This is a genomic window from Cryobacterium sp. Y11 (assembly GCF_002929535.1).
Classification (GTDB): Bacteria; Actinomycetota; Actinomycetes; order Actinomycetales; family Microbacteriaceae; genus Cryobacterium.
In genome coordinates, this window is the sequence record NZ_PJJO01000050.1 from 1 (window position 1) to 23465 (window position 23465).

Consider the following 23465-nt stretch of genomic DNA (forward strand, 5'->3'; position numbering starts at 1 on the left):
TTGGCAACAACATCAAAATCAACGGTAACCGCTTGACCGGCAGCTACAGCGCCGCTGTGCAGGTCACGCAGGACCGCGGAAAGGTTTCCAACTTCAGCTTCACCAACAACTACGCCGACGGCGGACACTGCACCGTGAACATCGCACAGAAGACCTACGGTCCGCTGCAAGGCACCGTCATCAAGGACAACAAATTCGGCCGCGACACCGACAACTACAACTGCGGCATCATCGCGTCCACCGCAACCACCATCGACCACGCCCGCAACTTCTTCACCGACGGCACCCCCGTCACCATCCGCAAGGNCCCCACCAACCCGCAAGCCCCACCAAGAATTCCCTCGCGGGAACGAGGCGGGCCCCACGTGCACAGCACGCAGGGCCCGCTTTTTTGGCTGTGTCAGCCCTCCCAACGTGCGTAGCTCACCATCGATCAACGCTGGCCGTCTTCGGAACTCGCCCCTTTCCAGTTGCAGGGGTGCGCACCAACTTGGCACCATTGACTATGCAAGAAGCATCACAGCGGATTTGGGCGGGCACGACCCGGTGATGCACGGTTTCGAAAAAGATTATTGGGAACAGCACTGAAACGAGACCGACGATTCACGCGTTGGCGTACCGAATCCCCATCTCGTCCCGGAGACGAGCTCACTCACTCCCGGAACAGCGCTTGACGCCGGATGCGGTGCCGGCGCCGAAGCCCTCTCGTTACGTGAGAGTAATCTCCAGATCTCGCTCGTGACGATTGCGCCCCCGCGAGCACGGTGGCACTATCTCTTCGCGACGCTCAACCATTCACGTACGAGGAGAGAACATGCCCGTCATTACCGTCCCGGTTCAGAACGATACCGACGTTGAACTTCACTATGAAGATGTTGGCGTCGGCAATCCCGTCGTGCTCATTCACGGCTGGCCCCTCAGCGGCAGGTCGTGGGAGGGCCAGGTGCCCGCACTGGTCGACGCCGGCCACAGGGTCATCACTTACGACCGCCGTGGGTTCGGTCAGTCATCACAGCCGTGGAACGGGTACGACTACGACACGTTCGCTGCCGACCTCAAGGTCGTTCTGGACACCCTTGACCTGCGAGAGGTCACCCTGATCGGATTCTCGATGGGCGGTGGCGAGCTCGCCCGATATGTCAGCACCTACGGCACCGATCGCATTGCGAAGCTGGTCTTCGCCAGCGCAGTGCCGCCGTACCTCTGGAAATCGGATGACAACCCTGAAGGGGGTGTCGACGAAGCGCTGGCCCAGTGGTTCCATGACGGCTTGACCGGAGACCGGCCGGCGTTCCTGCATGAATTTCTTCAGATGTTCTTCACAGCGGGTAAGCCATCGTTGGTCAACAAGCCCCAGGTCAGCTCCGAGCAGATTGCCTATAACCTCGATATCGCTCTGCTGGCCTCACCGAAAGGCACCCTCGACGGCACGACAGCATTCGCGACGACGGACTTTCGCGATGATCTGACGAAAATCACCGTGCCGACCCTGGTGATTCACGGCGACTCCGACACCATCGTGCCGTTCGAGGTCAGTGGCAAGCGCACGCACGAGGCCATCTCCGGCAGCGAACTCGTGCTGATCGAAGGCGCGCCGCACGGTCTCATCGTGTCGCACACAGATGAATGGAACCGGCACGTACTCGCCTTTCTGGCCAAGTAGCTGAACCAAGGAGGGTTCTTCACCTGCGGTGGAGGACCCTCTCAGCAGTAGTACGAGGTTGATGACCACGATTGCGGCGCGATCGCGCCGGGGGTTCCTGGGCCGAATACGGTCCGTGCGCAAAACCCCACTCAACGCAGAATGAGCCACCTTTTAGTCTGATGTCGGGATGAGATTCTCGGCGCGATAGCGGTTAAACAGGGCGGTGAAGGAGTCGATCGTGCGGTGGTGCGGGGTGAAACCCGCGAGGCGGCTCTTGGTGATGTCGGTGAAGACCTCGATGTTGCGGCCGAGATCGGCGTCGGTGTGCCACCACGAGGCGATGCGCCCCAGGTCGGCCTCAACGAGGCCGTTCGCGGCGGCGAGTTCGGCCCAGACCGGCTCCAGGCCGGCCATCTGAACCTCAAGGGGACGCGGCTCGTTCATGAAACCCTGCGGCTCGACGCCGAAGTATGCGGCGATCTTCGGCCACATCGCGCGCCAGCGAAAGACGTCGCCGTTGACCACGTTGAACGCCTGGTTGGCGCCGGCATCCGTTGTCGCTGCCCACACCATCTGCTCAGCGAGGATCGTCGCGTCGGTCATGTCGGTGACGCCGTTCCACTGGGTCTCGCTGCCGGGGAACACAAACGGAATACCGAGGTGCTTGCACAGGGACGCCTGCGCGGCGAGGGTGAGGCCCATATTCATCAGGTTGCCGACAGCGTGACCGATCACGGTGTGCGAGCGGTGCACCGACCAGGTAAATCCCTGGCGAGCGGATGCCGCGAACAGCTCGTCTTCCTGCGCATAGTAGAAGTTCGCCACGTCGAGGCGCGGTTCGTCTTCATGGAAGGGGGTGTCGGGCATGTTGCCCTGCCCGTAGGCCTCGAACGGGCCGAGGTAGTGCTTGAGTCCGGTGACGAGGGCGACGTGGGCAACCGGCGCGTGGGCGAGCGCGGCGAGGAGGTCGCGGACCATGCCGGCGTTCACCTCGATGTTGAGCTCTTCGGTTTCTTGACGGGACCACGCGGTGAAGAAGACCTGCTCGGGGTTCTCGTCGGCCAGTGCTTGCTGGAGGTCGGCGGCGGAGCGGAGGTCTGCCTGAATCCACCGCACCCCGGGGAGGTCGCGGCCGCTGCGGCGTGCGAGGGCGAGCACCTGCCAGCCCTCGGCCGAGAGCTGGTCGACGACGGCGGATCCGGTGATGCCGGAAGCTCCGACAACGAGGGCGGTGCGGGTGCGGGGCTGGGGTGAAGTAGTCATTACTGGGTGCAACCTTCTGGGGGACTAGGTATTCCTCCCGCCGTGGCAGCCCAGGTGATGGGTGAGGCTGACCGGGCCGGATGCGGCGGCACGACCGCCGCTGGCGGGCATCCGTTTTTGAGGTGAGGTTGGGCAACGACGACAACGCGCTCACTAGACGCGCGGCGGTGAGTGTTCCTCCGCAACGACGTCTGGCCTGTTTCGCTTGAGCCAACCCGATATTTTGACAACGATCACAACGATGATCAGGCCCAGGATGAGGCCGAATACGGCCGACATCGCGGTGTCGGTTAGCCAGACGACGACGGGTCCGGCGGATTCGACAGCGCCGGTGACGGCGTGCAACACGTCAGAGGGGCCATGCCAAAAAGTCTCGGCCAGGTTGGTGATCACGAGGTGGCCGCCGACCCACAGCATGGCAACCGTGCCAATGATACCGATCACGCGAAATACGGCCGGCATGGCGGCCACGATGCGGTCGCCGGTGCGGCGCACCCGTGGCGCGGGGTTTTTCATGAGCGACAGGCCGATGTCGTCGATTTTGACCAGCAGCGCGACCGCGCCGTAGACGAGCACCGTCATACCGAGGCCGATCACTACCAAAGCGCCCAGCGTCATCCAAATGCCAAAATCGGGGTCGAGGCTGGCCAGCGCGATCAGCATGATCTCGGTGCTGAGAATGAGGTCGGTGCGGATGGCGCCGAAGATGAGCTTGCTCTCATCGCGCGATTCGGTTTCGCCGGCGGCGTGATGAGCGCCGAACCATTCGGTGACTTTCTCCGCACCTTCGAAGCACAAGTAGGTACCGCCGAGAATGAGCAGCCAGGGCAACACCCAGGGCGCGAACGCTGACAGGAGCAATGCGAGCGGGATGATGATGATGAACTTGTTGAACAGACTGCCCAGTGCGATGCGCCAGACGACGTGCAGCTCACGCGCCGGCGACAGCCCTTGAACGTATTGCGGGGTGACGGCCGCGTCGTCGATGACGACGCCGGCGGTCTTGGCGCTGGCTTTAAGCGCGGCGGTGAGGATGTCATCAACGACGGCGAGCAAACCGACTGACATTTGGTTCTCCTTGGATGGGGTCCGCGTGGGGCAGCGGCAATGTTCTCCAGAATACCGTGAGGAGGTGGTCGTCGACATCTGCGCCACCGGGATGGGGCGCGGCGTACCGGGGTGGATTTGACGGGCGGAGTATCACGGCACCTAAACTGCAGCTCACCGCCCACCCTGATCGACGCGGTTCCAGACGGCCTCAAGGACGTCGACAGCGATTGGGTTGGCGCGTACGTCTCGCGTCCTTACCTGGCCGGTGGCCCAGATGCGAGCTTCGTGTACCTGGGTGAGGTCGATGAGGCCGTTCATTCTTCGCGGCCGCCCGCTCGGGAGCGGGCGGCCAGCCTTGGCATGCCGATGGGCTCGCCTTGCCCGAGTCGATGCGCCCGGAGCTGATCGCGCCCTACCTGCTCGCCCACCTCAACTAGCACCACTAGTCCAGACCGGCACGCCCGGTCTGGACTGGTGGCAAGCGTCCGGCTCGACTAACGAGAAGGAGCGAGCCTTGACTGCTCCCGTGACGGGGTGGCGTCGGGGAGGGCCGGGAGCGCTACTTTTTCGTCGAAATCGCCCTCAACTAGCTGATGGCGCATTACCGCTCAGGGAGAACGGTGTGCCACGGATGCTTGGGCCTTGACCGGGCGGCTCGCAGCTAGTGCAGAACTCCGCAGGCGACCGGGTCTGTCGCCTCGGCGGGGAGGGTGGGGTCAAGTTCGCTCGCATTTTCGGGATCACTGAGGTTGTACGTTCCGTTGCCGTCGTAGTCGTTTCCGTGGATCACGACGACGCCTTGACCGTCGCGGATGGCTTCAGCGATCTGCGCGGCGGTACCGATTCCGGCCACGTCCGTGAAGCTGATGTTGGTGCGGAGGTAGTTATAGGAGCCGTTCTTCGAGACGGGGAACCGGGAAACGTCCAGAAAACTGGCCGGCGTGGTGTCTCCACTGGTGTTCAGGGAGACCACAACGGGGCCGTAGGCCGGAACACCCTCCACGGTGTTCAGTCGCCCGTCACCGTTGCTGTCCAACTCCAGGGTGGGGCACTCGTTCTGTGCCTGTTCCCCATAGTGGATGTGCTGGGCGTGCGGAGCATCGGGCGTCAAGCCCTTTGCTCGGATGCCGATCGCCCGGATCGTCTCGCCGCGAACGACCGCGATCGCCTTTCCCGAGGCTCCTGAGCCGTTAAGCGCCGTGAGGTTGGCGGTCAGCACTACGTTGCCGCGCACGGGTTTTGGGACATGTGCTGATGCCGGCACAGCGCCCAGTGACACGGCGACCAGCGCGATAGCACTCGCTCCGAGTACCAATCTGATGTTCTTTTTCACGATTCACTCCATTGTGTTCGCGCCCATCGGGACGATCCCCATGGTTAGATGCGACAGCGTTAGTTCGTAGCCGTCTATCAGATGGATTGGTTTTATTCGCGCGCGTCCTTCGCCCGCGAGAACGGCGCCGGTTGCGTCATCATTCTCGGGTTGGTTGATGGGCGCAGCCATCGCACCGCAGCTACCCGCCGAGTCCGCAGCACACTGACCCGGGCCGTGGCACCAGCGTGGGTGGTGACATCCGCTCTGGCAATGAGGGGGCGCCTAGAGATCTCAAAGGCTTTGCCTACCAGGGCCCGCAGGTTGTCGACGGCAGCAGTTCAAGGCCCAACCCAAAAGCAGCGGCGGGCTGTGCCAGTCCACGGCTCGTCGCGCACGGTTGCTCACATCGCGGGCGCTGGAATATCTCGGACAACATGGCCCTTGTACCAGCTATGACTACTATCGCAATCATCGGAGCTGGCTCAGGACTCGGGGCCGCCGTCGCGCGGCGCTTTGGGGCCGAAGGCTTCACCGTCGCTCTCATCGCCCGCCACCAGGGACGTGTCGATGCCCTCGCCGCCGAACTGCGGGCCGAGGGCATCTCAGCTCACGGTTTCACCGCCGACGTGCGCGATCCGGCCTCGATCACTCGCACTCTCGAACAGGTCGCAGAGACTCTCGGCCCGATCGAGGTACTGCAGTACAGCCCGTTGCCACAGAAGGACTTCATGCGCCCGGTTCTGGAGACCACTCCGGCCGACCTCGTGGGCCCGATTGAGTTCTCCATCTACGGACCCGTCGCCGCCGTTCACCAGGTCCTGCCCGGCATGCGTTTTCTCGGCGCCAACCGAGGCACCATCCTCTTCGTCAACGGTGGATCCGCCGTGACTCCAGGCCGCAATGTCACCGGCACGTCGATCGCATTCGCCGGACAGGCCGCCTACGCGCAGCTGCTCAACGAAGTCCTCGCAGAAGAAGGAATCCAGGTCTCCCAGCTCATCATCGGCGGGCGTATCATCGCCGGTGACCCCGAGAAGGACCCGTCAGTGCTCGCTGAGCACCTCTGGAATCTGCACAGCCGTCGCGATCGCTTTCGCCACCAGGTCAGCGCTGACTAGACAGCATCTTTCACGGATGAGCATCCGTTCTAGAAGAAATGTCTTAACCTCGCCAGACGTTGTCTGTGCGCGTACGTTATTGAAAGGAATTTGCTCATGAGCAAGACGTGGTTTATTACAGGTGCGTCCAAGGGCTTTGGCCGCGAGTGGGCGGAGGCCGCGCTGGAGCGTGGGGACTCTGTCGCGGGCACCGCACGCAAATTGGAAACACTCGACACCCTCCGTGACGAATACCCCGAAACGTTTCTGCCTCTTCAGCTTGACGTCACGGATAAGGCTGCGGGCATCGCGGCCGTGCAGAAGGCAGCCGAGCACTTCAGCCGCCTCGATGTTGTCATCAACAACGCTGGATACGGTCATTTCGGCATGGTGGAGGAGGTGACTGAAGCTGAAGCTCGAGCGCAACTGGAGACGAACTTGTTCGGCGCCCTGTGGATTACCCAAGCGGCGTTGCCGATCATGCGTCAGCAGGGTTCGGGCCACATCATCCAGGTGTCGAGCATTGGCGGGATCAGCGCGTTCCCATCTGTTGGCATCTACCATGCGTCGAAGTGGGCACTGGAGGGTTTCTCGCAGTCTCTCTCACAGGAGGTTGCAGGCTTTGGCATCAACGTGACGCTGGTGGAACCCGGTGGCTTCTCGACCGATTGGTCCGGGCCATCCGCCTCACATAGCAAGCAGATGTCGGAGTACGCCGATGTCCGACAGGCCGCGGCGAATCGTCCCTCGGCGAACAACCCGGGCGATCCTACGGCCACCCGCGGCGCGATCCTCAAGGTCGTCGACGCGGAAAAGCCGCCACTGCGCATCTTCTTCGGTAAGGCGCCCCTAGACATCGCCACGAAGGATTATGAATCACGCCTGGCGACGTGGAACGAATGGCAGCCGGTTTCGATCGAGGCACACGGCCACTGAGACTCTGCTGAGTGACATCGTCGGCGTCTGAAAACTTGTGGCGCTGACGCGGGCCTCGGGAATTGGACGCCCCCTGGCCCGCCGATCAAATCGTCAGCATCCATTCTGGTCGTCAGTGAGTTGCCCATTCGCTATTCGCGGTGATCGCCACTTGTGCAGCGGAATTTCCGCCCATTTCAGGTACTCATAGACAAGGCGGGTTTTGTCATCACCAGCCGCGTTGTTTCCACTCGGAGAGCTTGCTCCGCTCGGCTCCAATCGTTGTCCCTGCTCCGTGGCCGGGGTGCACCAGTGTGTCGTCGGGAAGGTAGTCGAAGATTCGGGTGACGATGTCGTTGTACAACGATGTGAAACGCTCAGCATCACCGTTGGTGTTCCCAACTCCGCCGGGGAACAGCGAATCGCCAGTGAACAGATGGGCGGGACCAGACGGATCGCGGTAGAGCACGGCAATCGACCCGGGGGTGTGTCCGCGCAGGTGGATTACTTCGAGTTCAATGCCTTCGATGGACCTGACGTCCCCGTGGTGCAAGGGCATGTCTGTAGGCACGGCAATGTCCGCGATATCGTCGAGACCCGCCGCAGTTGGTGCCTTCGTGAGTTCCCTGACCTCGCCAAGTGCCCGCACATGATCCCAGTGCGAGTGTGTGGTGATTATGAGGGCCAGCCTGGCGATGGCACTCGTGTCTTTCTGTGCATCTTCGAGCAGGGTGAAGATAGCGGATGCATCGTCCGCGGCGTCGATCAGTACCTGCGCGCCATTGGATTTCGAAGTGAGTACGTACACGTTGTTGCTCATCTCAGACACTGAGATGCTGCGAACCGTAAGGTCATTGAGATCGTGCATAGTCCTGTTCCTGTAACCGGTTGTTGGTCTCGCTCGGTGGCGTCGACCAATTCAGCAATCACCCATTTTTTTGCTACTGCGGCATCGTCATTTCTCCCAATGGGCCCCAACCTTCAGCATCGATACGCTCGCTGATGACCTCTGGAATCTTCACGAGCGCTTGAGGCATGGCCTTCATAGCCGCCGAGAAGTGACTGCTGTTCACGTGAGCTCCCGCGGCGTCATCGTGGAATGCCTCGACGAGGACGAACTGGTGAGGATCGTCAACACTGCGCGACCAATCGAACCACAGGTTGCCTGGTTCTTGGCGCGTGGCCTCTGTGAAGTCTCGTGTGAGGTCCAGCCAGCGATCACTCCACTCTGGTTTTACAGTGAACTTGGCAACGATGAAAATCATGGAATGGTTCCTTTCGTCGGTCACGTCCCATTGAATGGTGGCGCTTCCTAAAAACCTGACGGTGAGTTGTCCTAGTTTAGGTGGGGCCGCCGATAGTGGCAGTTGGATGATGGATGTTTCGGCGCCGGGCTCGTCGGGAAGTTCTCCGCACTGCACGACGACTGGGTCTATGCCTGCGATCGCCACTAAAACTACGTGTCCCGGGTACGACGGCAGCGCCAGAGGAGGGCTTCGTGCAGTCGCCGACAGTCCTCTTAAGGCACCGCTCAAATCACCGTGACGATCCTGCTGACCAATTTCAGCCTCCACAAGATCACCGCGTTCATCAGCGACAAAATCAAAGCCAACACGAAGAAGCAGACGTTCGGCGAACCGGGCGTGGCGCTCGTCCGACGCCGCGACCGGGAATTCTATGACTCTGTACACCGGGACCTACCCGCCAGCGGTGACGCCGTCAGGTACGGCCACAGCGCGCACACTATCCGATGGGACCGGCGGATCTCCCCGGAGAACCTAAACCGGCCCATCGAGGCCACTTGTACCGTCCGAGAGGGCAAACCCTTAGCGTTCTGGACAATCCGACGTGCCCTGAAAGGCCCAGAATCGCCAGTCCGGCAGCCAAACGCCGCGAATGGCCGGTCGAGGTTCGCGCAGCAGCATCCGTTTAAGCAAGAAATCGCTCCTGAGAAGTCTCAGGAGCGATTTCTTTTTGTTCCGACCGGGCGGTTTCGTGAAGAGTTTCGCGAACGGCCCAAATGTGGGCTGTTCACGTAACCCAGCAGGGCGCGGATCGAGAGAATACCGGGAAGTGTTTTTCCTCCGCACTGCGCGCGGTTTTTCTCCACTTCGCAGAAATCAGCACTCAACGCTTGGTCGGGATTTAGGTGACCGCGGCGCGGAGCGCGGCCGTGCGCAGCCTCCTGAACTGCCAGCGGTCACCGCACTGTGAGTGGATGTCCTTGAGCGGTAGCAACAAATCGTCGATGATGCGGCCTTTGACACTGCATCGAGCATCCAGACCTCTCTTGGCCGCAAGGCCCACGCCGAGAGGCATCGACGTGGCACGGGCGGGAGTTGACAGGGTAGTACGGTGCGAGAAAACCTCGCATGAAATCCCCGCGGCTTTGCCGGACATGCCTCAGTATGAGAGTTGTGACCGACACTGACACCGACGCCGAGCGTGGGAAGCGGATGCGCAAACTCGTCGAGCTCGTCGTCGACCCTGTGCGCCGCTACCTGTACCGCCGCACCGACGCCGCGACGGCCGACGACGTGATCGGCGACACCCTTCTGGTGTGCTGGCGCCGCCTCGATGAGGTGCCCGACGATGCCCTCCCGTGGGCGATCGTCGTCGCGCGGCAGTGCCTCAGCAACGCCCAACGTGCCGAGCGTCGCCGCATCCGTCTTATCGGCCGCATTATCGCCATCGACCCGCCGCTGGATGCTGCGGACGAGAACCCCGCAGCATCCAGCGGCGATGGCACCGTCGAGGCGGCCCGCGTGACTGCCGCTCTTGCCTGCCTGCGTCGAAACGACGCCGAGATTTTGCGGCTGTGGGCGTGGGACGAGTTGACGAGTCCGCAGCTTGCTGTTGTGCTCGGCATCAGCGCCAACGCAGCGGCGATCCGTCTTCACCGGGCTAAGGCGCGCCTTAAGCAGGAGCTACTGAAATCCGTCAGCGCGACCGGACATATCACTTACGACGAAGGGAGCGAGAATGCACGACGATGACCGTGCGCTGCGCGATCAGCTGCGCGCCGCCGATCCGGCCCGCGCGCTGCTCCCTGCCTCGCCGACGTGGCTCGACCACAGAATAGAGCAGATCATGACCGACCAGTCCTCCACCACTACAACCGTGACCCCCGAGGCGCCGCGACGTGCCTTTCGGCGGTGGATGCCGGCGGTTGGTGTCGCCGCCGGCCTCGCCATCGCTGCTGCGATCGTCGCGCCCCTCGTTTTCGGTGGCCCAGAACCTACCGTCGAGTCGCTGCGGCCTCCCACGGACGGAGGCCTCGCGAGTGGAAGCTGCCTCGTGCTTGAGCCGGCGACCGTAGCTGCGCAGGAGCAAGCGTTCGCCGCGACGGTGCTGTCGGTCCAGGGCGACACCGTTGTGCTGGACGTCACGGAGCGCTTCGGCGGCGACGTCGCTGACCGCGTCGAGGTGGCGCAGGTCGATGCCATGACTTCAGACTTCTCGGGCGTACCCTTCGAGGCCGGCCAGAGCTATCTCGTCGGCGCAGTCGATGGAACGATCACCGGGTGCGGCGTCACCGGGGCCGACAGTGCCGAGCTCCGCGCGGTCTACGACGCAGCGTTCCCCGGCTGACGGGAACAGTGCGGGGAATCGCCCTGATAACGAGATGCCACGGCGGTCACTGCGAGCGCGGTGGCATTTCCCAAAAGCCCCACGACGCCGTCGCCGTGTGAGCGGGGCCAGCCGCCGGTCGTTTGGAGTTATGGTGCTGACCAAGGACGACAGTCCAGGCTATATTTTCCATATTCTCGCCGGCAAGTGAGGCGTGTCTGACTCAAATTCGCCAGTCCGGCAGCCAAACGCCTCGGATACCGGGCAGACGCTCGCGCAGCATCCACTTGAACAAGAAATTGCTCCGAAGAATCCTCAGAAGCGATTTCTTTTTGTTCCGACCAGACCGTTGAATCGCATCGGCTTGGGCTGACTCTGCGCAGCACCTGGCGGCGCATTCCCCGCACCACCGGTTTCTGTGCGGTTTGCGCACGGGTATGTTCGGCAGAATGAGCGACGAGATGCCCCGATTTTAGCCGGAGTACCGTGCTGAATGGCGAGCATGGCTGGCGCAGCATTTGACGCGCGGCATCCGTTTGGGTGGTGTCGTGGAAGAAATCGTCGGGCAGGACGGGCCCGAGTTACGACGAACTATAGTGTCGGAGACGCTTGCCTTCGGCTGGATCGACGGCGAGGGTGACAGCATCGACAGCGACTGCACCATGCGCTATTTTCCAGCCGCAAGCGCGAATACGAACTCACGGCTCTGTGCAAGCGAAGGCTACCTGTGCGGCATAACTGGCGACGATCGTTTTTTTGCAATCGGGGTGATCGACAAACTGTAGGGGAACCATGTCGCGGCGTTTTGGGACAACTGCCTTAATCGGCCTCATGGCCATTCTGGTGTTGAGCGGATGCTCGGTGCCCGCACCAGAGTCGGCCGCGACCACCGATCCCTTTAATTTAGTGGCACCCATCGAGCCGACCTGGACCGCAGAGGCCGATCTGGTCGGGTATCCGATCTACCACGACGGCTTCGTCGCCTCATACGTTGCGGCCCCAAACGGAGCGCTCCATGTGGTCGTGTGGGACGCGGCCACTGGCTCTGAGGTGTGGCGCGACATCGCAGGGTTAGGGGCTACCTCTTCCGGCCTCATCACCCTGGCCGGCTTGGAATCAGGCGGAAAGTCCTTCGTCACCTACCTGAGCCCGTCGTCGAACCCGGACGACGCAGACAGCTGGTCCGACCTTATGATCGCAGAGATTGGCACTGCTACCTCAACGATCGGCATGGACAGTGAAATCTGGGCGCAGACGATCCCGACCGTTTGCGCCGATCAAACCGCGGTGTGTTTCTCCGGATTCCTGAAGGAGACAGCGGGTGGCGACAGTGCAGGGTTTCGCAGTGAGCCCGATTCAGGCACCATCGTCGTCGATACCGACGTCGTGCCCGCAAATGCACGCAGGATCGGTGCGAACCTCTTCTCCACCAATGACCGGTCGGACGGCGCAATTGAACAGCTCGGGTACAGCGCCGGCGGTGCCATCGTGTGGCAAGTTCCGTACGGTGAGGTGTTTGGTGACGGCTACTCAGCCGACGGCGGCACACACTGGGGAATTTTCGCCTCGGATGCGGTGATTGTGGGTGAGGGTCATTTCGTCGACCGGGACAGAACCTACGGCAGTGAGTATGTGGCAAATGCGACCCTCCAAACGGTGGTCGGTCTCAACCCTGCGAGCGGTGAGGTGCTCTGGCGCCTCGCCGGTGCTGAGAACTGTTGGGGGGATGCGAGCGAATTAGAGCTCATCGACGGCCTGGTTCCCCTGTGTCGCATGAACGCGGGAACGACGACCAACGCATTCGGATCCGACGGCACCACCATGGAAACAACACGGGCAGATTACGACATCGATCTGTTGGGCGTGGATCCGCTTTCTGGCGAGGTCGTCTGGACGTCACCGCTGGGCGATGCAGGCTTAGACTCACCGACTTCCGATCTCTCCTTTCAAAGCCTTTCGGGCATGCGACCCGTCAATATCTCCGGCACGGCCAGACTGGTCGATATCCTGCGGGGTGAGGCCAGCGATCTGCCTGACGGTGCGATTCTGGCGTGCAACGACCCTCGGGACCCGTTCCAGGCGCCGAGCCTCGAAACCGAGACCGAGACCATGTCGGAGTATGGCGCCGGGAGCGATTTGATTCCGTGCACGAGCGACCTGATCGCGATCGAAGGCAACGCGTACTCTGCCGCTGCCGTGCGTATGGCCGGCCGAGAAACCGTCGAGAACACCTTCGTCATTGGCGGAGCGTCGGGGCTGTCGTCCTACACACTGTCCGACTGATCCGGGCGCATCGGAGAATTCGCTCGCCCGCAATACGGCATAGTTATCGAAGGTCCTGTGTTCGCGATCGGAGACGATCGACGAACCACAGGGAATCTATGTCACGGCAGGTCACGAAAACCGCATTGAGCGGGATGATCGTCATCGCCGCGTTGAGCGGATGCGCCACCACCACTGCAGAACCGAAACCGACCACGGCGGCTGCCGTTACCGACTTCGTAACCCCCATCGAGCCGACGTGGACGATCGATGTCGACCTTGTTGGAAAACCGATCTACCAGAACGGCTACGTCGCATCGTATGTCGCGGCTGCGGACGGCGCACTCAACGTGATCGCGTGGGATGCCACGAGCGGCGTCGAGGTCTGGCGCGATGTTGCGGCCGTTGGCGCCGCGACCCAGGGCGTCGTGGTCAACCTGGATGGCCTGGAGTCGGGCGGAAAATCCTTCGTCACCTACCTGAGCCCGATCGTGGGCGATGACTCCGGCTGGACCGAGCTCGTGATCGCGGAGATCGGCTCCGGCATCTCGACGTCCATCACCAACAACATGGTCTGGGCGACCCAGCGGCCAGCTGCCTGCGCCGATGACATCGCCGTGTGCTTCACCGGATTTCTCCAAGCGGCCCACGACGCCGACAAAGCTAAGTTTCACGTCGACCCCAAAGGCGGCACCATCGTGGCCGATACCGATGTGGTGATGCCCGCTAAAGCCCGCATGCTCAATGACCGCCTCTTCTCCACCAACGCGCGCACCCCCGACGGGGTGGAAGAACTCGGCTACAGCGCCGACGGCGCCATCGCATGGCAGATTCCCTACAGTGACATCTTTGCTGAGGGCTACTCGAGCGACGGCGGTTGGAACTGGGATCTGTCCGCATCCGCAATCCGGGCGGTCAACGTGGCCGGAACACTCAGCCTGGTCAATGCGCTCACGGGCGACGTCACCGACCTTCCCGACGGCGCAATCTTCGCCTGTGGTCAGTACCGCGACGGATTCGAAGCGATGCAGCAGAGCAGCGGAGACGTTTTTGCGTATGGTTCCGGGTACGATGAATTCCCGTGCACGAGTGACCTCGTCGCGATTGAAGGCACCGCCTACTCGGCCGGCGCTGTGCGCATGGGCGGTCTCGAAACCGGCGAGAATACCTTCGTCATCGGCGGAGCATCGGGGTTGTCGTCCTACACGCTGCTGGACTGAACCTGAGGTCGTGCCCGAGTCATCCGCTCGCCGAGCCGTGAATTTGCCTCCGACTTCATGTCGTTGCCGGTTGGCGACCTGGTCAGATTGCTCCGGGATCAGGGCATGAATGCCGCTGTCCCGAAACATCTTTCGCTTCGCTTTCGACGAATACGCTTGATTACCCATGGCCCGATCCCGCGTCGCGGGCGGACGGTTTGAGACCGCGGCCCTGCACGATGGAGGCGAGAAACCGGACACCTGCTGCTGGCGAAGAACTGTGAAGCATTTCAAACCACCTAAAAAGTAGGTGTTGCTTCGATCAATAGAATCCCCTGATCAGTGGGCAGGCGCAGCGTCACGTTTCACTTGGCGGCACCGGGGCGGATGCATGTGGCATAAGAGGTTGGCAGTAGCTGCCTGGGCTTTTGGATGTGCGACAGCATCAGATTTTATGAGACTCGATTGTTCTAGTAGCGTTGTAAACATGTTGTTCGTGGTGGATGCGTCTTCGTCGGTGTCACTGGCGATGCAGATTGCCGTGCAGGTGCGTTCCGGGGTGGTGAACGGCGATCTGAAACCGGGTGACCGGCTGCCTCCGGCACGTGATCTGGCTGAGTCTTTGCGCGTGAATATGCACACGGTGTTGCGCGCATATGCGGAGTTGCGAAACGACGAGGTGATTGAAATGCGTCAGGGGCGCGGGACGTTCGTGCGCAAGGACGCTGGCTCTGGGCTTATTCGCGTGACCGAGCTGGCCGCACAGTTTACGCACGAGGCGCGAAAGCTGGGATTGACCCGGTCAGATATTTTGCGATTGATCCAGAGGGGTGAAATTACATGAGTGAGAAAAACGTGAGTGCCGAGATGATCCGGAGGGTTCTCGCGGGAGCCGCATCATGCGTACCGGTGCTGGTGGTGATCATCTCGTGGTGGGTCTGGAAGGATCGCCTTCCCGCTGAGCTCGCCTCGCACTGGTCGGGGTCGGGGCCGGCCGACGACGCAATGGCCGTGGGAGCCTTGCTCGCCCTGAACCTTGGACTGACGGGCGTGCCGGCCGTCGCCGGAGTCGCGATAAGCGTCTGGCCCGGAATGAGCGCGCGGGCCCGGCGAGGTGCCTATTTCTTCCTCGGCGTATTCGGCGGGATGGGTGCCGCCACCTGGTTGCTCTCGGCGGCCTTGACGATGCAGGTCGGCGACCCGTATGAAGTCGTCCTCGGGGCATGGGTCATCGTGTTATTCGCCGCCGCTGGCTATGGGATCATCCCCTTCCTTATCGCACCAAAGCCCCGACTCAAGGCGACAGATGTCGAAAGGCGCATCGAATTCGCGCCCAGCGCTATCGGTGCTTGGTCTCAAACGATCGCGGGAAACATGTTCCTGTGGGTTGCAATCGGACTGATCATTCTCGGTTCCGTCCTTTATGGGCCAGCAATCATCGCCGGGCAGGCTTTGGACCAGATCGTTGGCATAGCCGCGATAGCCGTCGCCGTTGTCTTAGTCGCATCGTTTGTCCGGTTGCGCGTGACTGCAGATTGGCGAGGTCTGCGGGTGGTCTCGACCATTTTTCGGATTCCGTTTAAACGCATTCGCTTAGACGCCATTGCTGTCGTCGAGGCCGCTGATCTTCAGCCCATGGAGTGGGGCGGGTGGGGGTATCGAATCATGCCCGGACGATCCGCGATCATTTTGAGGAAGGGTCCCGGGCTAGTCGTGACCACGCGAAACGATAAGCAGTTCGCAATCAGTCTCGACGATCCCGAAACGCCGGCAGCCTTGCTGGCAACACTTCGAGACGGAAATGCTGCAGCGCCGGAGAGGCAGATAGAAAGCAAGCCATGACGGGAATAACCGGCCGCGGGGCTTCTTTCGGGCGATCCGCGTCAGAAGCTCCGGATCTTGTATGTCTAGGGTTTCTAGACACTCGGCAAACACGGGATCCGCGTCCGCAGGCCTGCAGGCGAACCGATCTGGGCGAGTGGGGTCATGAGTCAATCCTCAGAAGCGAACGAGAAGAACAGGACCGCGCAAGGTTAGTTGCTTTCTAGTCGTGCGAATTTAGTTCGCGATCGATCCACATCACCGAGACTGCACGAAATTTACGGCACGATGTCATGGCATCATCCCTGCGGTGGATACGAAAGGGACTGGGACGTGCCGCATGTTGAGTTGCAACGCGAACTGCTGGAAACGTAAATAACATACGTATTATTTCTGCTCTGGATGCCGTCCTGATCGTCGGTATCGTCTGCTTATGATGCAGATCTCGAAGCTTGACGTTGGGTACCTGTGGGTCAAGCGTATTGTGGCGATTTTCGGAGTGATCGTCACCTTTCTCGGCATCAGGGGTGTCAGACTCCAGGGTGTGGGCATCTTCCACTTGAAAGAATGTTGGAACCCTAAGCCTCGTGCGGGTCACGGATTATCCGATACTGGCACCACTAATTGAAGGCGAGCCATGAAATATTTTGTAGCTGCAGTCTGACTATCGGTTGGGATCCTGGGCACGGTGGAGATTCTGTCAACATTTTTTGACACGGCCACGCGGGCGACGATAAACCCATTCAACTTCTTCGGATTCTTCACCATGCACAGCAACATCATTCTGGTTGTTGTGCTGCTGGTCGCCTCTGTCGTCTCCCTCTCCGGACGACGCCAGTTCAGTCCCGGTCGTTGATGTTGGCGCGAGGTTGTGCAACGACCAACATAGTCATCACCGGCGTTATGTAGAACGTGTTGTTGGCGGGACTTGAAGGTGCTGTGTCCCTCGCGTGGGCTCTACGCTCTGGCCATTGCTATTGCACCGGTCGTTTTCGCCGGCCGCTTCCTCGTCGCGCTGCTCGTGGTACGGCGCCGTTCCGGAGAGCCGCAGCGTCGCCAGGAAGCCGAGCACGAGAAACCCGGCCGCAGCGAAGGCCGAGTAGCGGGTGCCGTCGCTGAAGGCCTCCCGCGCGGCATCCGCCACGGCCGGGCTCTGCGCCTCCAGAGCCGGGATCGCGGAGCCAGCACTGTTGACGACCGCGTCGACGATCTGCGTCTGGGTCTGGGCCGGCAGGCCCGGCACGGAGGACAACTTCGCGTCAAGCGATGCACCGACCGCGGTGAACAGCACCGTGCCGAGCACCGCGATCCCGAGCGCGGACCCGATCTGCCGGGCGGTGCTGGAGGTGCCGGAGCCCTGGCCGCTCTGCGCCACGGGGACGTCCTTGAGCACCACGCCGGTCAGCTGCGCGGTGGCCAGGCCGACGCCGATCCCGTAGACGAACAGGAACGGCACGACCGTGAGCCAGGTGGCGTCCGCGGTGATGATGATGCCGAGCCCGGTGACACCGATGATCTCCGCAACGATGCCCATGCGCACGATCGTCTCCGGCGAGGTCTTGTTGCCGAACGCGCCCGACAGCCCGCTGGCCACGAACGACCCCAGCGCAAGGGCGAGCAGTACGAAACCGGTCTGCAGGGCGTCATAGCCGAGCACGTTCTGCAACCAGAGCGGCAGCGAGAGGATGATGCCGAATTCGCCGAGCGACACGATCATGGCGGCGATGTTGCCGTTGCGGAACGAGGGGATCGCGAACAGGGAGAAAGCGAGCAGGGTGCTCTGGCCGGCCCGCTGCCGGTAGCGCCCCCAGGAGACGAAGGCGATCCCGGAAACGATGGTGAGCAGAAAGACGAACGGGATAATCGACCAGGAGTACGGCCAGGTCCAGTCGCCGATCGTTGGGGCGTTGTTGGTGAGCCACCAGCCGTAGGTGCGGCCCTCGATCAACCCGAAGACGAGCGAGGCGCTGGTGATGACCGAGAGGATGGCACCGACCACGTCGACGCGGCGAGGCTCCCCGGCATCCCGGGATTCGACTACGAAGACCAGCACGCCGATGATGATGACGATGCCGAGGGGCACGTTGATGCCGAACGCCCAGCGCCAGGAGAAGTAGGTGGTGAGCCAGCCGCCGAGCAGCGGGCCGACGGCCACCATGCCACCGATGGTCGAGCCCCAGATCGCGAACGCGATGCCGCGGTCCCGGCCACGGAAGGTGGCGTTGATGATCGACAGGGTGGTCGGCAGCACCATCGCGCCGCCGACGCCCTGGATCAGTCGGGCCAGGATCAGCAGGTCGCCCGACTGGGAGAACGCGGCAAAGACGGATGCCGTGGCGAAGACGATCACGCCGAGCACCAGGAGGCGGCGGCGACCGAAGCGGTCAGCGAGCGTGCCAAACACGAGCAGGAGCGCGGCGAAGACGAGCGTGTAGCTCTCCTGCACCCACTGCACCTGGGTCGACGTGATGCCCAGGTCATCCACGATCGAGGGGATGGCGACGTTGATGATCGTGGAGTCGACGATGATCAGGGCGACCGCGACGCTAATGAAGACGAGGCCGGCCCAGCGACGGCGCGCCGAGGCGGCGGCGGTGGGGGCGGTGCTGGTCATGCGGGTACCAGCCTTCGCGTTGACGTGGGGGAGGAGCTTCGGATGCGAATGGCGATGGTGACGGTGAGAATGACGACCACCGCGACGAGGGCAGCGATCGCGGCCGGGGTGGACAGAAGGGTTCCTGTGAGGCGGGCTGCGGCGATCCAGGCGAGTCCCCAGCACAGGGAGGCGGAGGGGGTAAGCCGGCCACGTCCGGAGAAGGCGATCAACACGCCGACCAGACCGGCCACCGCGATCACCCCAACTGCCCAGACGTCCGCGCTGATGCCGAAACCGCCGAAGCCGGCGGCGACGAGCACGGCCGTCACGTTCGCCGCGGTGGCAATGCTGACCCAGCCCAGGTACAAGCCGATCGTGCCGTCGGCGACGATCGTCTCGACCAGGTTCTTCGGCCGCGAGGCGAGGGTGAGCTGGAACGCCCGCACAAGCACGGCCAGAAGCAGCACGATCACGGGCACGCTGAGTACGAGCAGGTCGAATTGGATGCTGAGGATCCAGGCCGCGTTCAAGACCAGCGACGCGGCAACCGGGTAGCCGAGGGCGCGCTGCCGGGCATCCGTTGTCTGCGCCGGCAAAAACTGCCAGATGGCGTAGGCGATGAGGCCGAGGTAGATCGGCGTCCAGATGCTAAATGCCGGGCCGGCGGGGGCGATCAGGGTCGCATCGGCGGCCAGGGCCCCGCCCGACGCGTTCTGGATCGCGGTTCCACCGGCGGCGCCCGAACCGATGAACGATCCCACGATGGCTAGGATCGCACTGACCAGCACCACGGTCTGACGCAGACGATCGTTGCTCTGTTTCATCTCAGTCTCCTAATAGTCAGCTAGCTGATTAGTTGACGCTAGCACTAGATTAGGGGCATGACTACACCTGATCCGGAACCCCCAGCGGAGCAGGAGCCGAGACCGGCGCCAGTGCAGGAATCCATGGCCTACTGGCCGACCGGACGCCTGCTTTCGACCGCCGCGCGGCTGGTCGAACACGCCTGGGTGAAGGCGCTGGACCAGCTGGGACTGACCCACGCCGGCATGATCGCACTGCATCTGCTCAGCTCGGGGCCGCTCAGCCAGACCGAACTCGCGCAGGCCGCCCGCGTGCAGACGCAGACCATGTCCCGCACCCTCGAACGACTCGAACGCGAGGGCTACGTCGTGCGCACCCGGGATGAGCACGACGCTCGGCGACACTCCGTGGTCAGAACGGATGCCGGCGCCGCCGTCTGGGAGAAGTCCCGCACGCTCGAGGCCGACCTCTTTCCCGAGCTCGAGAACGCGGACGCGATGCGTGACGCGCTGCTCACGATCATCTCCGCCTCCTCGGCCCGCCGCTGGTAACCCGTGCCGTCCGACATCTAGCAAGCGGGGCACCCCAAATAAGCTAGCAACGATCTGGACCATCGATCGGGGATGCGGTAATCTCGCGCCGAAACGTCGCTGTGACGCGGGGTCGCGAGGCGAGCAGCATCCTCTTTGGCATTACGTCCCCTGGGATGAGCCGAGCATCGACTTTGCCGTCCTTCGCCCGCGAGTGGGAGTGGTTCCAATGTTTCGCTTGATCTGCACGCATCCGTTGCACAGATTCCGCCCCGGATCCATCTTGATCTCCACACCGGGGAGCAGGCGGCCGAGGTAGCGCTATTGCTGGCGCTGGGGGCGACGGAAGTCTTCTGGGACAAGCGACCAGCAGATGCTGACTACGTGATCCTGGCGGATCCCGAGGGCAACCGGTTTTGCGTTGTGGATACGGCCGGCTGAGCAGGGCGAACTTTTGCTCCGTGCGGGTCAGGAGTGAAGGAGCGCGCACTCAGGCCTTCGGATTCGGTTCTGGCTACACTCGCTGGCTGGTGCCATGCTGCTCATCTTCTGGTACGGCGGCGCAGTTCGACGAGGTTGTCGGCATGCTCGAACGCTCCCACCCTAAAGTCGCCCAGACGCTCCACGACGCCCGCGCAACCATCGACACCAGCATCCTCACGGAGATGATTCCCGTTCCCGAACTCACTGCGGCATAATCAAAACCACTGACCCGCACAGTGCCGAGAAACTTCACCACCCAGCGGGACATGACCCCCCATTTCCAGCCCGGTCAGGCGAGTCCGGTGTCCCATTGTGCTGGAGCCGCTGTCATCGGATTGTTCGTGATGGTATCGACTGCGTCCTCGGGTCCAACCCGATATTGCACCATCATGTCGTGATCCTCGTGCACGGTGTTGTGACAGTGAATCATGTATCGGCCACGATGTGGCCCGAACTTCATCAGTACCTTGACGTTTTCATTCTCGCCGACGTAGACAACGTCTTTCGGACCCTTCTCATATGCGAACGGGGCCCGACCATTCCGGCTGAGAATCTGAAAGTCGATCAGGTGAACGTGCATGGGGTGGTACCAGCCGCCAGCATTGTTGGCAAATTCCCAAACCTCAACCGAGTTCAGTTCCGGATTCGCCAATACCTCACGGTATCCACTGGCAACGACTTGCTCCCACGTACTGCCGTTCACGGTCCACAAACCGTTGTTTCGGTTGACTCGGAAGGAGCGCTGGATCGTCGCTGCGGAAGGCTTTAGCGACATCGCCTCGCTAGGGGCCAGCTGCACGGGAATCGTATTCCAGGTGGGATCGGTCGTGTTGACCGTGTCCGGAACAACGTCGAAAGCCATGATCGAATTCGTGAACTCGTAGTCGACGTTGTTTTTGTTAGACAGGTTGCGCAGCTCGATCCGTTGGCCCGGCGTGTATTTACGGAAATCGATCAGGATCTCATAGCGCTCGGCTGGGGCGTGGCGCCAGCTCGCCACGGACTGGGACACCGGCATCAGCCCGCCGTCGGTGGCGACGACTGTGACGGGATCGCCCGTGCTGAGAGTCGGACGCAACGATCGGGAAATGCAGGCGTTCATGATGCGGAACCGGTAAACGCGCTTCTTGACCTTCATGACCGGCCACGGCCTGCCGTTGACCAAAATCACATCGCCCCAGAGCCCGGAGTGGTCACTGTCATCAAAACCGAGCGATCCATCGAGCGCGAACATGGCGTCATTAATGGTCAGTGCTACGTCGAATTCTCCCTGGGGAAGGAGCGCTCGTTCCAGCGGATCGTGCAGGTGGTACTGCGCGGCCAGGCCCGAGTAGACGTTGATCGCGGTGTGATGCACCGCATGATCGTGATACCACAAGGTACGGGCCGGTTGAAAATTGGGAAATGCGTAGTCCTTGCGAAATCCCGGATTCGTAATGTCGTTTGCGTAGCCGTCATATTGCGGCAGCGAGGCTGATCCGTGCAGGTGTGTGGACGTATAGAGCGGGTGGCCGTCGAACGGATGCTTGGCAGGTAGCTGATTACGCATGCGCAGCACAGTCTTCGTTCCCTGTTCGACGCTAATGGTAGGACCAGGGAAAATACCGTTGTACCCAAGAATTGGCGTCTTTAGTCGGGGAAGAATAGCGGCGCTGGCCGCCACCTCCGCGACGGTAAAGTACTGGACGGGCGCGCCATCAACGGGATCAATACCCGATCGATCAGGTCGCAAAATGGGCGCCTGAACGAACGGTGTTTGATACGGTCGGGGCAACTCGCTCGGATCAAGAGCACTCGCGGCTCCTGCTTCCGCCTTCCGCAGGGGAAGTGTCAACAAACCCACTCCCACCGCTCCTGCACCACCTAATAACAAAACCTGTCGCCGAGAAATAGCCATATTGTGAATCTCCCTCACTGTTTGAGTAGGAACGTATCCGGCACCGGAGAGAGGGGCTAGGGATCGTTTCTTACGGGACTGTGACGCCTAATGCCGGGAGAGAATCGGGCACTATGTACGTCTTCTAGAACCAGCGCAACTGCTACATCCTGAAATTCGCATACCAGGGTGGCCCCGATGGTTGTGTCCTGCACGGTGTGCGCCCGTTTGGTGAATTGAGACAATCGTGCTGCGCAATCTGTCTCACAAAAACAACGTCGACGACAGTTCACGAATTCGATCATTGCTTTCGACGTCATTCCGAACACGTCCGGCGGCTGGTTTCACCCCGTGCATGAAAACCGCGACATGATGGTGCAATATCGCGTTGGACTCGAAGACGTGGCGGATATCATCACGAACAATCCGATAACGGCAGCCCCGGCACTAGGGGACACCGGACTAACCTGACCGAGATGGAAGTGGGGCATAGTGTGACGGCTGGCGACCGTGGTGCGAGCACGACGCGCATTCGCGCCACGGTGGTCGTCATCGTAACTTTGGCCGTATTTTTAGGGTTGCGTTTGTGGGTTGTTGAACCGCTGACCGTTTCGTCCAACAGCATGGAACCAACAGTTGCTCGCGGAAGCATAATTTTTTTGCTGAAGACCACTCCGTCAGCGGATGCTTTCACCCCCGGGCGGCTCGTGGTCTTCCAAAGCCCCAAGGACGGTCACACGACGATCAAGCGAGTGATCGCCGTCGGGGGTCAGCAGGTCGACATCCGCGATGCCATCCTGTACGTGGATGGGGTTCGGGTCAATGAACCCTTCGTGGATCACAGCCGAATCGATGGTACATATTTTGGCCCGGTGACAGTTCCGTTGGGTTGTGTCTTCGTTCTGGGTGACAACCGCGCTGTCTCCATCGACTCGCGCGAATTTGGCGCCGTACCGCTGGAAAACTTCGACGTGTCACTGCTCTGGCCTCGCACCTAAGCTGACAGGCTCATCGCCTGTTTCACGCAGCTTGTCCGAAA

24 protein-coding genes are annotated in these 23465 nt (G+C 61.7%); 15 read left to right on the plus strand and 9 right to left on the minus strand.

All coding sequences use genetic code 11. The features are described 5' to 3' along the window. Nucleotides 1–814: 814 nt before the first annotated feature. The gene (locus CXY75_RS04505) at nt 815–1663 is read left to right on the plus strand and encodes an alpha/beta fold hydrolase (protein WP_104081654.1); all 849 of its coding nucleotides are present in this window, start codon (nt 815–817) and stop codon (nt 1661–1663) included. A gap of 153 nt (nt 1664–1816) precedes the next feature. Here CXY75_RS04505 and CXY75_RS04510 read toward each other — a convergent pair whose 3' ends face one another. From CXY75_RS04510 to CXY75_RS04520, 4 genes are all read right to left on the minus strand, one after another. Then, nucleotides 1817–2908, minus strand: coding sequence for an SDR family oxidoreductase (locus CXY75_RS04510; protein WP_104081655.1), 1092 nt, complete (start codon nt 2906–2908; stop codon nt 1817–1819). Between the two features lie 153 nt (nt 2909–3061). Further along, nucleotides 3062–3976, minus strand: a complete 915-nt coding sequence (locus CXY75_RS04515; RefSeq protein ID WP_104081656.1) for a DUF808 domain-containing protein — start codon at nt 3974–3976, stop codon at nt 3062–3064. 153 nt (nt 3977–4129) lie between these two features. Continuing rightward, nucleotides 4130–4276 carry a hypothetical protein gene (locus CXY75_RS19730; RefSeq protein ID WP_158251120.1) on the minus strand — a complete coding sequence of 49 codons (147 nt, stop codon included), beginning with the start codon at nt 4274–4276 and terminating at the stop codon, nt 4130–4132. A gap of 343 nt (nt 4277–4619) precedes the next feature. Further along, nucleotides 4620–5291 carry a hypothetical protein gene (locus CXY75_RS04520; protein ID WP_104081657.1) on the minus strand — a complete coding sequence of 224 codons (672 nt, stop codon included), beginning with the start codon at nt 5289–5291 and terminating at the stop codon, nt 4620–4622. Between the two features lie 434 nt (nt 5292–5725). On the opposite strand from CXY75_RS04520, the gene CXY75_RS04525 reads away from it, so the two are divergent. Further along, nucleotides 5726–6391, plus strand: a complete 666-nt coding sequence (locus CXY75_RS04525; RefSeq protein WP_104081658.1) for an SDR family NAD(P)-dependent oxidoreductase — start codon at nt 5726–5728, stop codon at nt 6389–6391. 96 nt (nt 6392–6487) lie between these two features. Continuing rightward, nucleotides 6488–7306 (plus strand): SDR family oxidoreductase, encoded by an 819-nt coding sequence (locus CXY75_RS04530; RefSeq protein ID WP_104081659.1) that lies wholly within the window; start codon nt 6488–6490, stop codon nt 7304–7306. 208 nt (nt 7307–7514) lie between these two features. On the opposite strand, the gene CXY75_RS04535 is transcribed toward CXY75_RS04530, so the two are convergent. Continuing rightward, entirely contained in the window at nt 7515–8153 is a 639-nt protein-coding gene (locus CXY75_RS04535) for an MBL fold metallo-hydrolase (protein WP_104081660.1), read from the minus strand. Between the two features lie 73 nt (nt 8154–8226). Next, complete coding sequence (locus CXY75_RS04540) at nt 8227–8550, minus strand: putative quinol monooxygenase (RefSeq protein WP_104081661.1); 324 nt, start codon at nt 8548–8550, stop codon at nt 8227–8229. Nucleotides 8551–8826: 276 nt separating this feature from the next. Here CXY75_RS04540 and CXY75_RS20370 point away from each other — a divergent pair, with 276 nt between their 5' ends. From CXY75_RS20370 to CXY75_RS19735, 9 genes are all read left to right on the plus strand, one after another. Further along, nucleotides 8827–9324 carry a hypothetical protein gene (locus CXY75_RS20370; protein WP_104081662.1) on the plus strand — a complete coding sequence of 166 codons (498 nt, stop codon included), beginning with the start codon at nt 8827–8829 and terminating at the stop codon, nt 9322–9324. Between the two features lie 378 nt (nt 9325–9702). Next, entirely contained in the window at nt 9703–10281 is a 579-nt protein-coding gene (locus CXY75_RS04555) for an RNA polymerase sigma factor (protein ID WP_199182364.1), read from the plus strand. Then, on the plus strand, nt 10268–10876 hold the full coding sequence (locus CXY75_RS04560; protein WP_104081665.1) for a hypothetical protein: 609 nt from the start codon (nt 10268–10270) through the stop codon (nt 10874–10876). The genes CXY75_RS04555 and CXY75_RS04560 overlap by 14 nt, the downstream gene beginning before the upstream one ends. Nucleotides 10877–11403: 527 nt before the next feature. Beyond that, nucleotides 11404–11640, plus strand: coding sequence for a hypothetical protein (locus CXY75_RS04565; protein WP_146069366.1), 237 nt, complete (start codon nt 11404–11406; stop codon nt 11638–11640). Nucleotides 11641–11647: 7 nt separating this feature from the next. After that, nucleotides 11648–13138, plus strand: a complete 1491-nt coding sequence (locus tag CXY75_RS04570; protein WP_146069367.1) for a hypothetical protein — start codon at nt 11648–11650, stop codon at nt 13136–13138. A gap of 98 nt (nt 13139–13236) precedes the next feature. Next, nucleotides 13237–14337 carry a hypothetical protein gene (locus tag CXY75_RS04575; RefSeq protein ID WP_146069368.1) on the plus strand — a complete coding sequence of 367 codons (1101 nt, stop codon included), beginning with the start codon at nt 13237–13239 and terminating at the stop codon, nt 14335–14337. 466 nt (nt 14338–14803) lie between these two features. Further along, nucleotides 14804–15160, plus strand: a complete 357-nt coding sequence (locus CXY75_RS04580) for a GntR family transcriptional regulator (RefSeq protein WP_104081669.1) — start codon at nt 14804–14806, stop codon at nt 15158–15160. Further along, nucleotides 15157–16158, plus strand: coding sequence for a hypothetical protein (locus CXY75_RS04585; RefSeq protein WP_104081670.1), 1002 nt, complete (start codon nt 15157–15159; stop codon nt 16156–16158). The genes CXY75_RS04580 and CXY75_RS04585 overlap by 4 nt, the downstream gene beginning before the upstream one ends. Before the next feature lie 667 nt (nt 16159–16825). Further along, nucleotides 16826–16993, plus strand: coding sequence for a hypothetical protein (locus CXY75_RS19735; protein WP_158251121.1), 168 nt, complete (start codon nt 16826–16828; stop codon nt 16991–16993). Nucleotides 16994–17038: 45 nt separating this feature from the next. On the opposite strand, the gene CXY75_RS04595 is transcribed toward CXY75_RS19735, so the two are convergent. Then, the gene (locus tag CXY75_RS04595) at nt 17039–18751 is read right to left on the minus strand and encodes an MFS transporter (RefSeq protein ID WP_104081672.1); all 1713 of its coding nucleotides are present in this window, start codon (nt 18749–18751) and stop codon (nt 17039–17041) included. Further along, nucleotides 18748–19557, minus strand: coding sequence for a tryptophan-rich sensory protein (locus CXY75_RS04600; protein ID WP_104081673.1), 810 nt, complete (start codon nt 19555–19557; stop codon nt 18748–18750). The genes CXY75_RS04595 and CXY75_RS04600 overlap by 4 nt, the downstream gene beginning before the upstream one ends. Before the next feature lie 57 nt (nt 19558–19614). Here CXY75_RS04600 and CXY75_RS04605 point away from each other — a divergent pair, with 57 nt between their 5' ends. Together CXY75_RS04605 and CXY75_RS20375 are read left to right on the plus strand one after the other, a co-directional pair. After that, nucleotides 19615–20088 carry a MarR family winged helix-turn-helix transcriptional regulator gene (locus CXY75_RS04605; RefSeq protein ID WP_233201728.1) on the plus strand — a complete coding sequence of 158 codons (474 nt, stop codon included), beginning with the start codon at nt 19615–19617 and terminating at the stop codon, nt 20086–20088. Between the two features lie 303 nt (nt 20089–20391). Then, entirely contained in the window at nt 20392–20508 is a 117-nt protein-coding gene (locus CXY75_RS20375) for a VOC family protein (RefSeq protein ID WP_233201729.1), read from the plus strand. Nucleotides 20509–20839: 331 nt separating this feature from the next. Here CXY75_RS20375 and CXY75_RS04615 read toward each other — a convergent pair whose 3' ends face one another. Further along, nucleotides 20840–22399 carry a multicopper oxidase family protein gene (locus CXY75_RS04615; RefSeq protein WP_369826671.1) on the minus strand — a complete coding sequence of 520 codons (1560 nt, stop codon included), beginning with the start codon at nt 22397–22399 and terminating at the stop codon, nt 20840–20842. Nucleotides 22400–22902: 503 nt separating this feature from the next. Here CXY75_RS04615 and lepB point away from each other — a divergent pair. Beyond that, nucleotides 22903–23424, plus strand: a complete 522-nt coding sequence (gene lepB / locus CXY75_RS04620; protein WP_104081676.1) for a signal peptidase I — start codon at nt 22903–22905, stop codon at nt 23422–23424. The last annotated feature ends 41 nt before the right edge of the window (nt 23425–23465 follow it).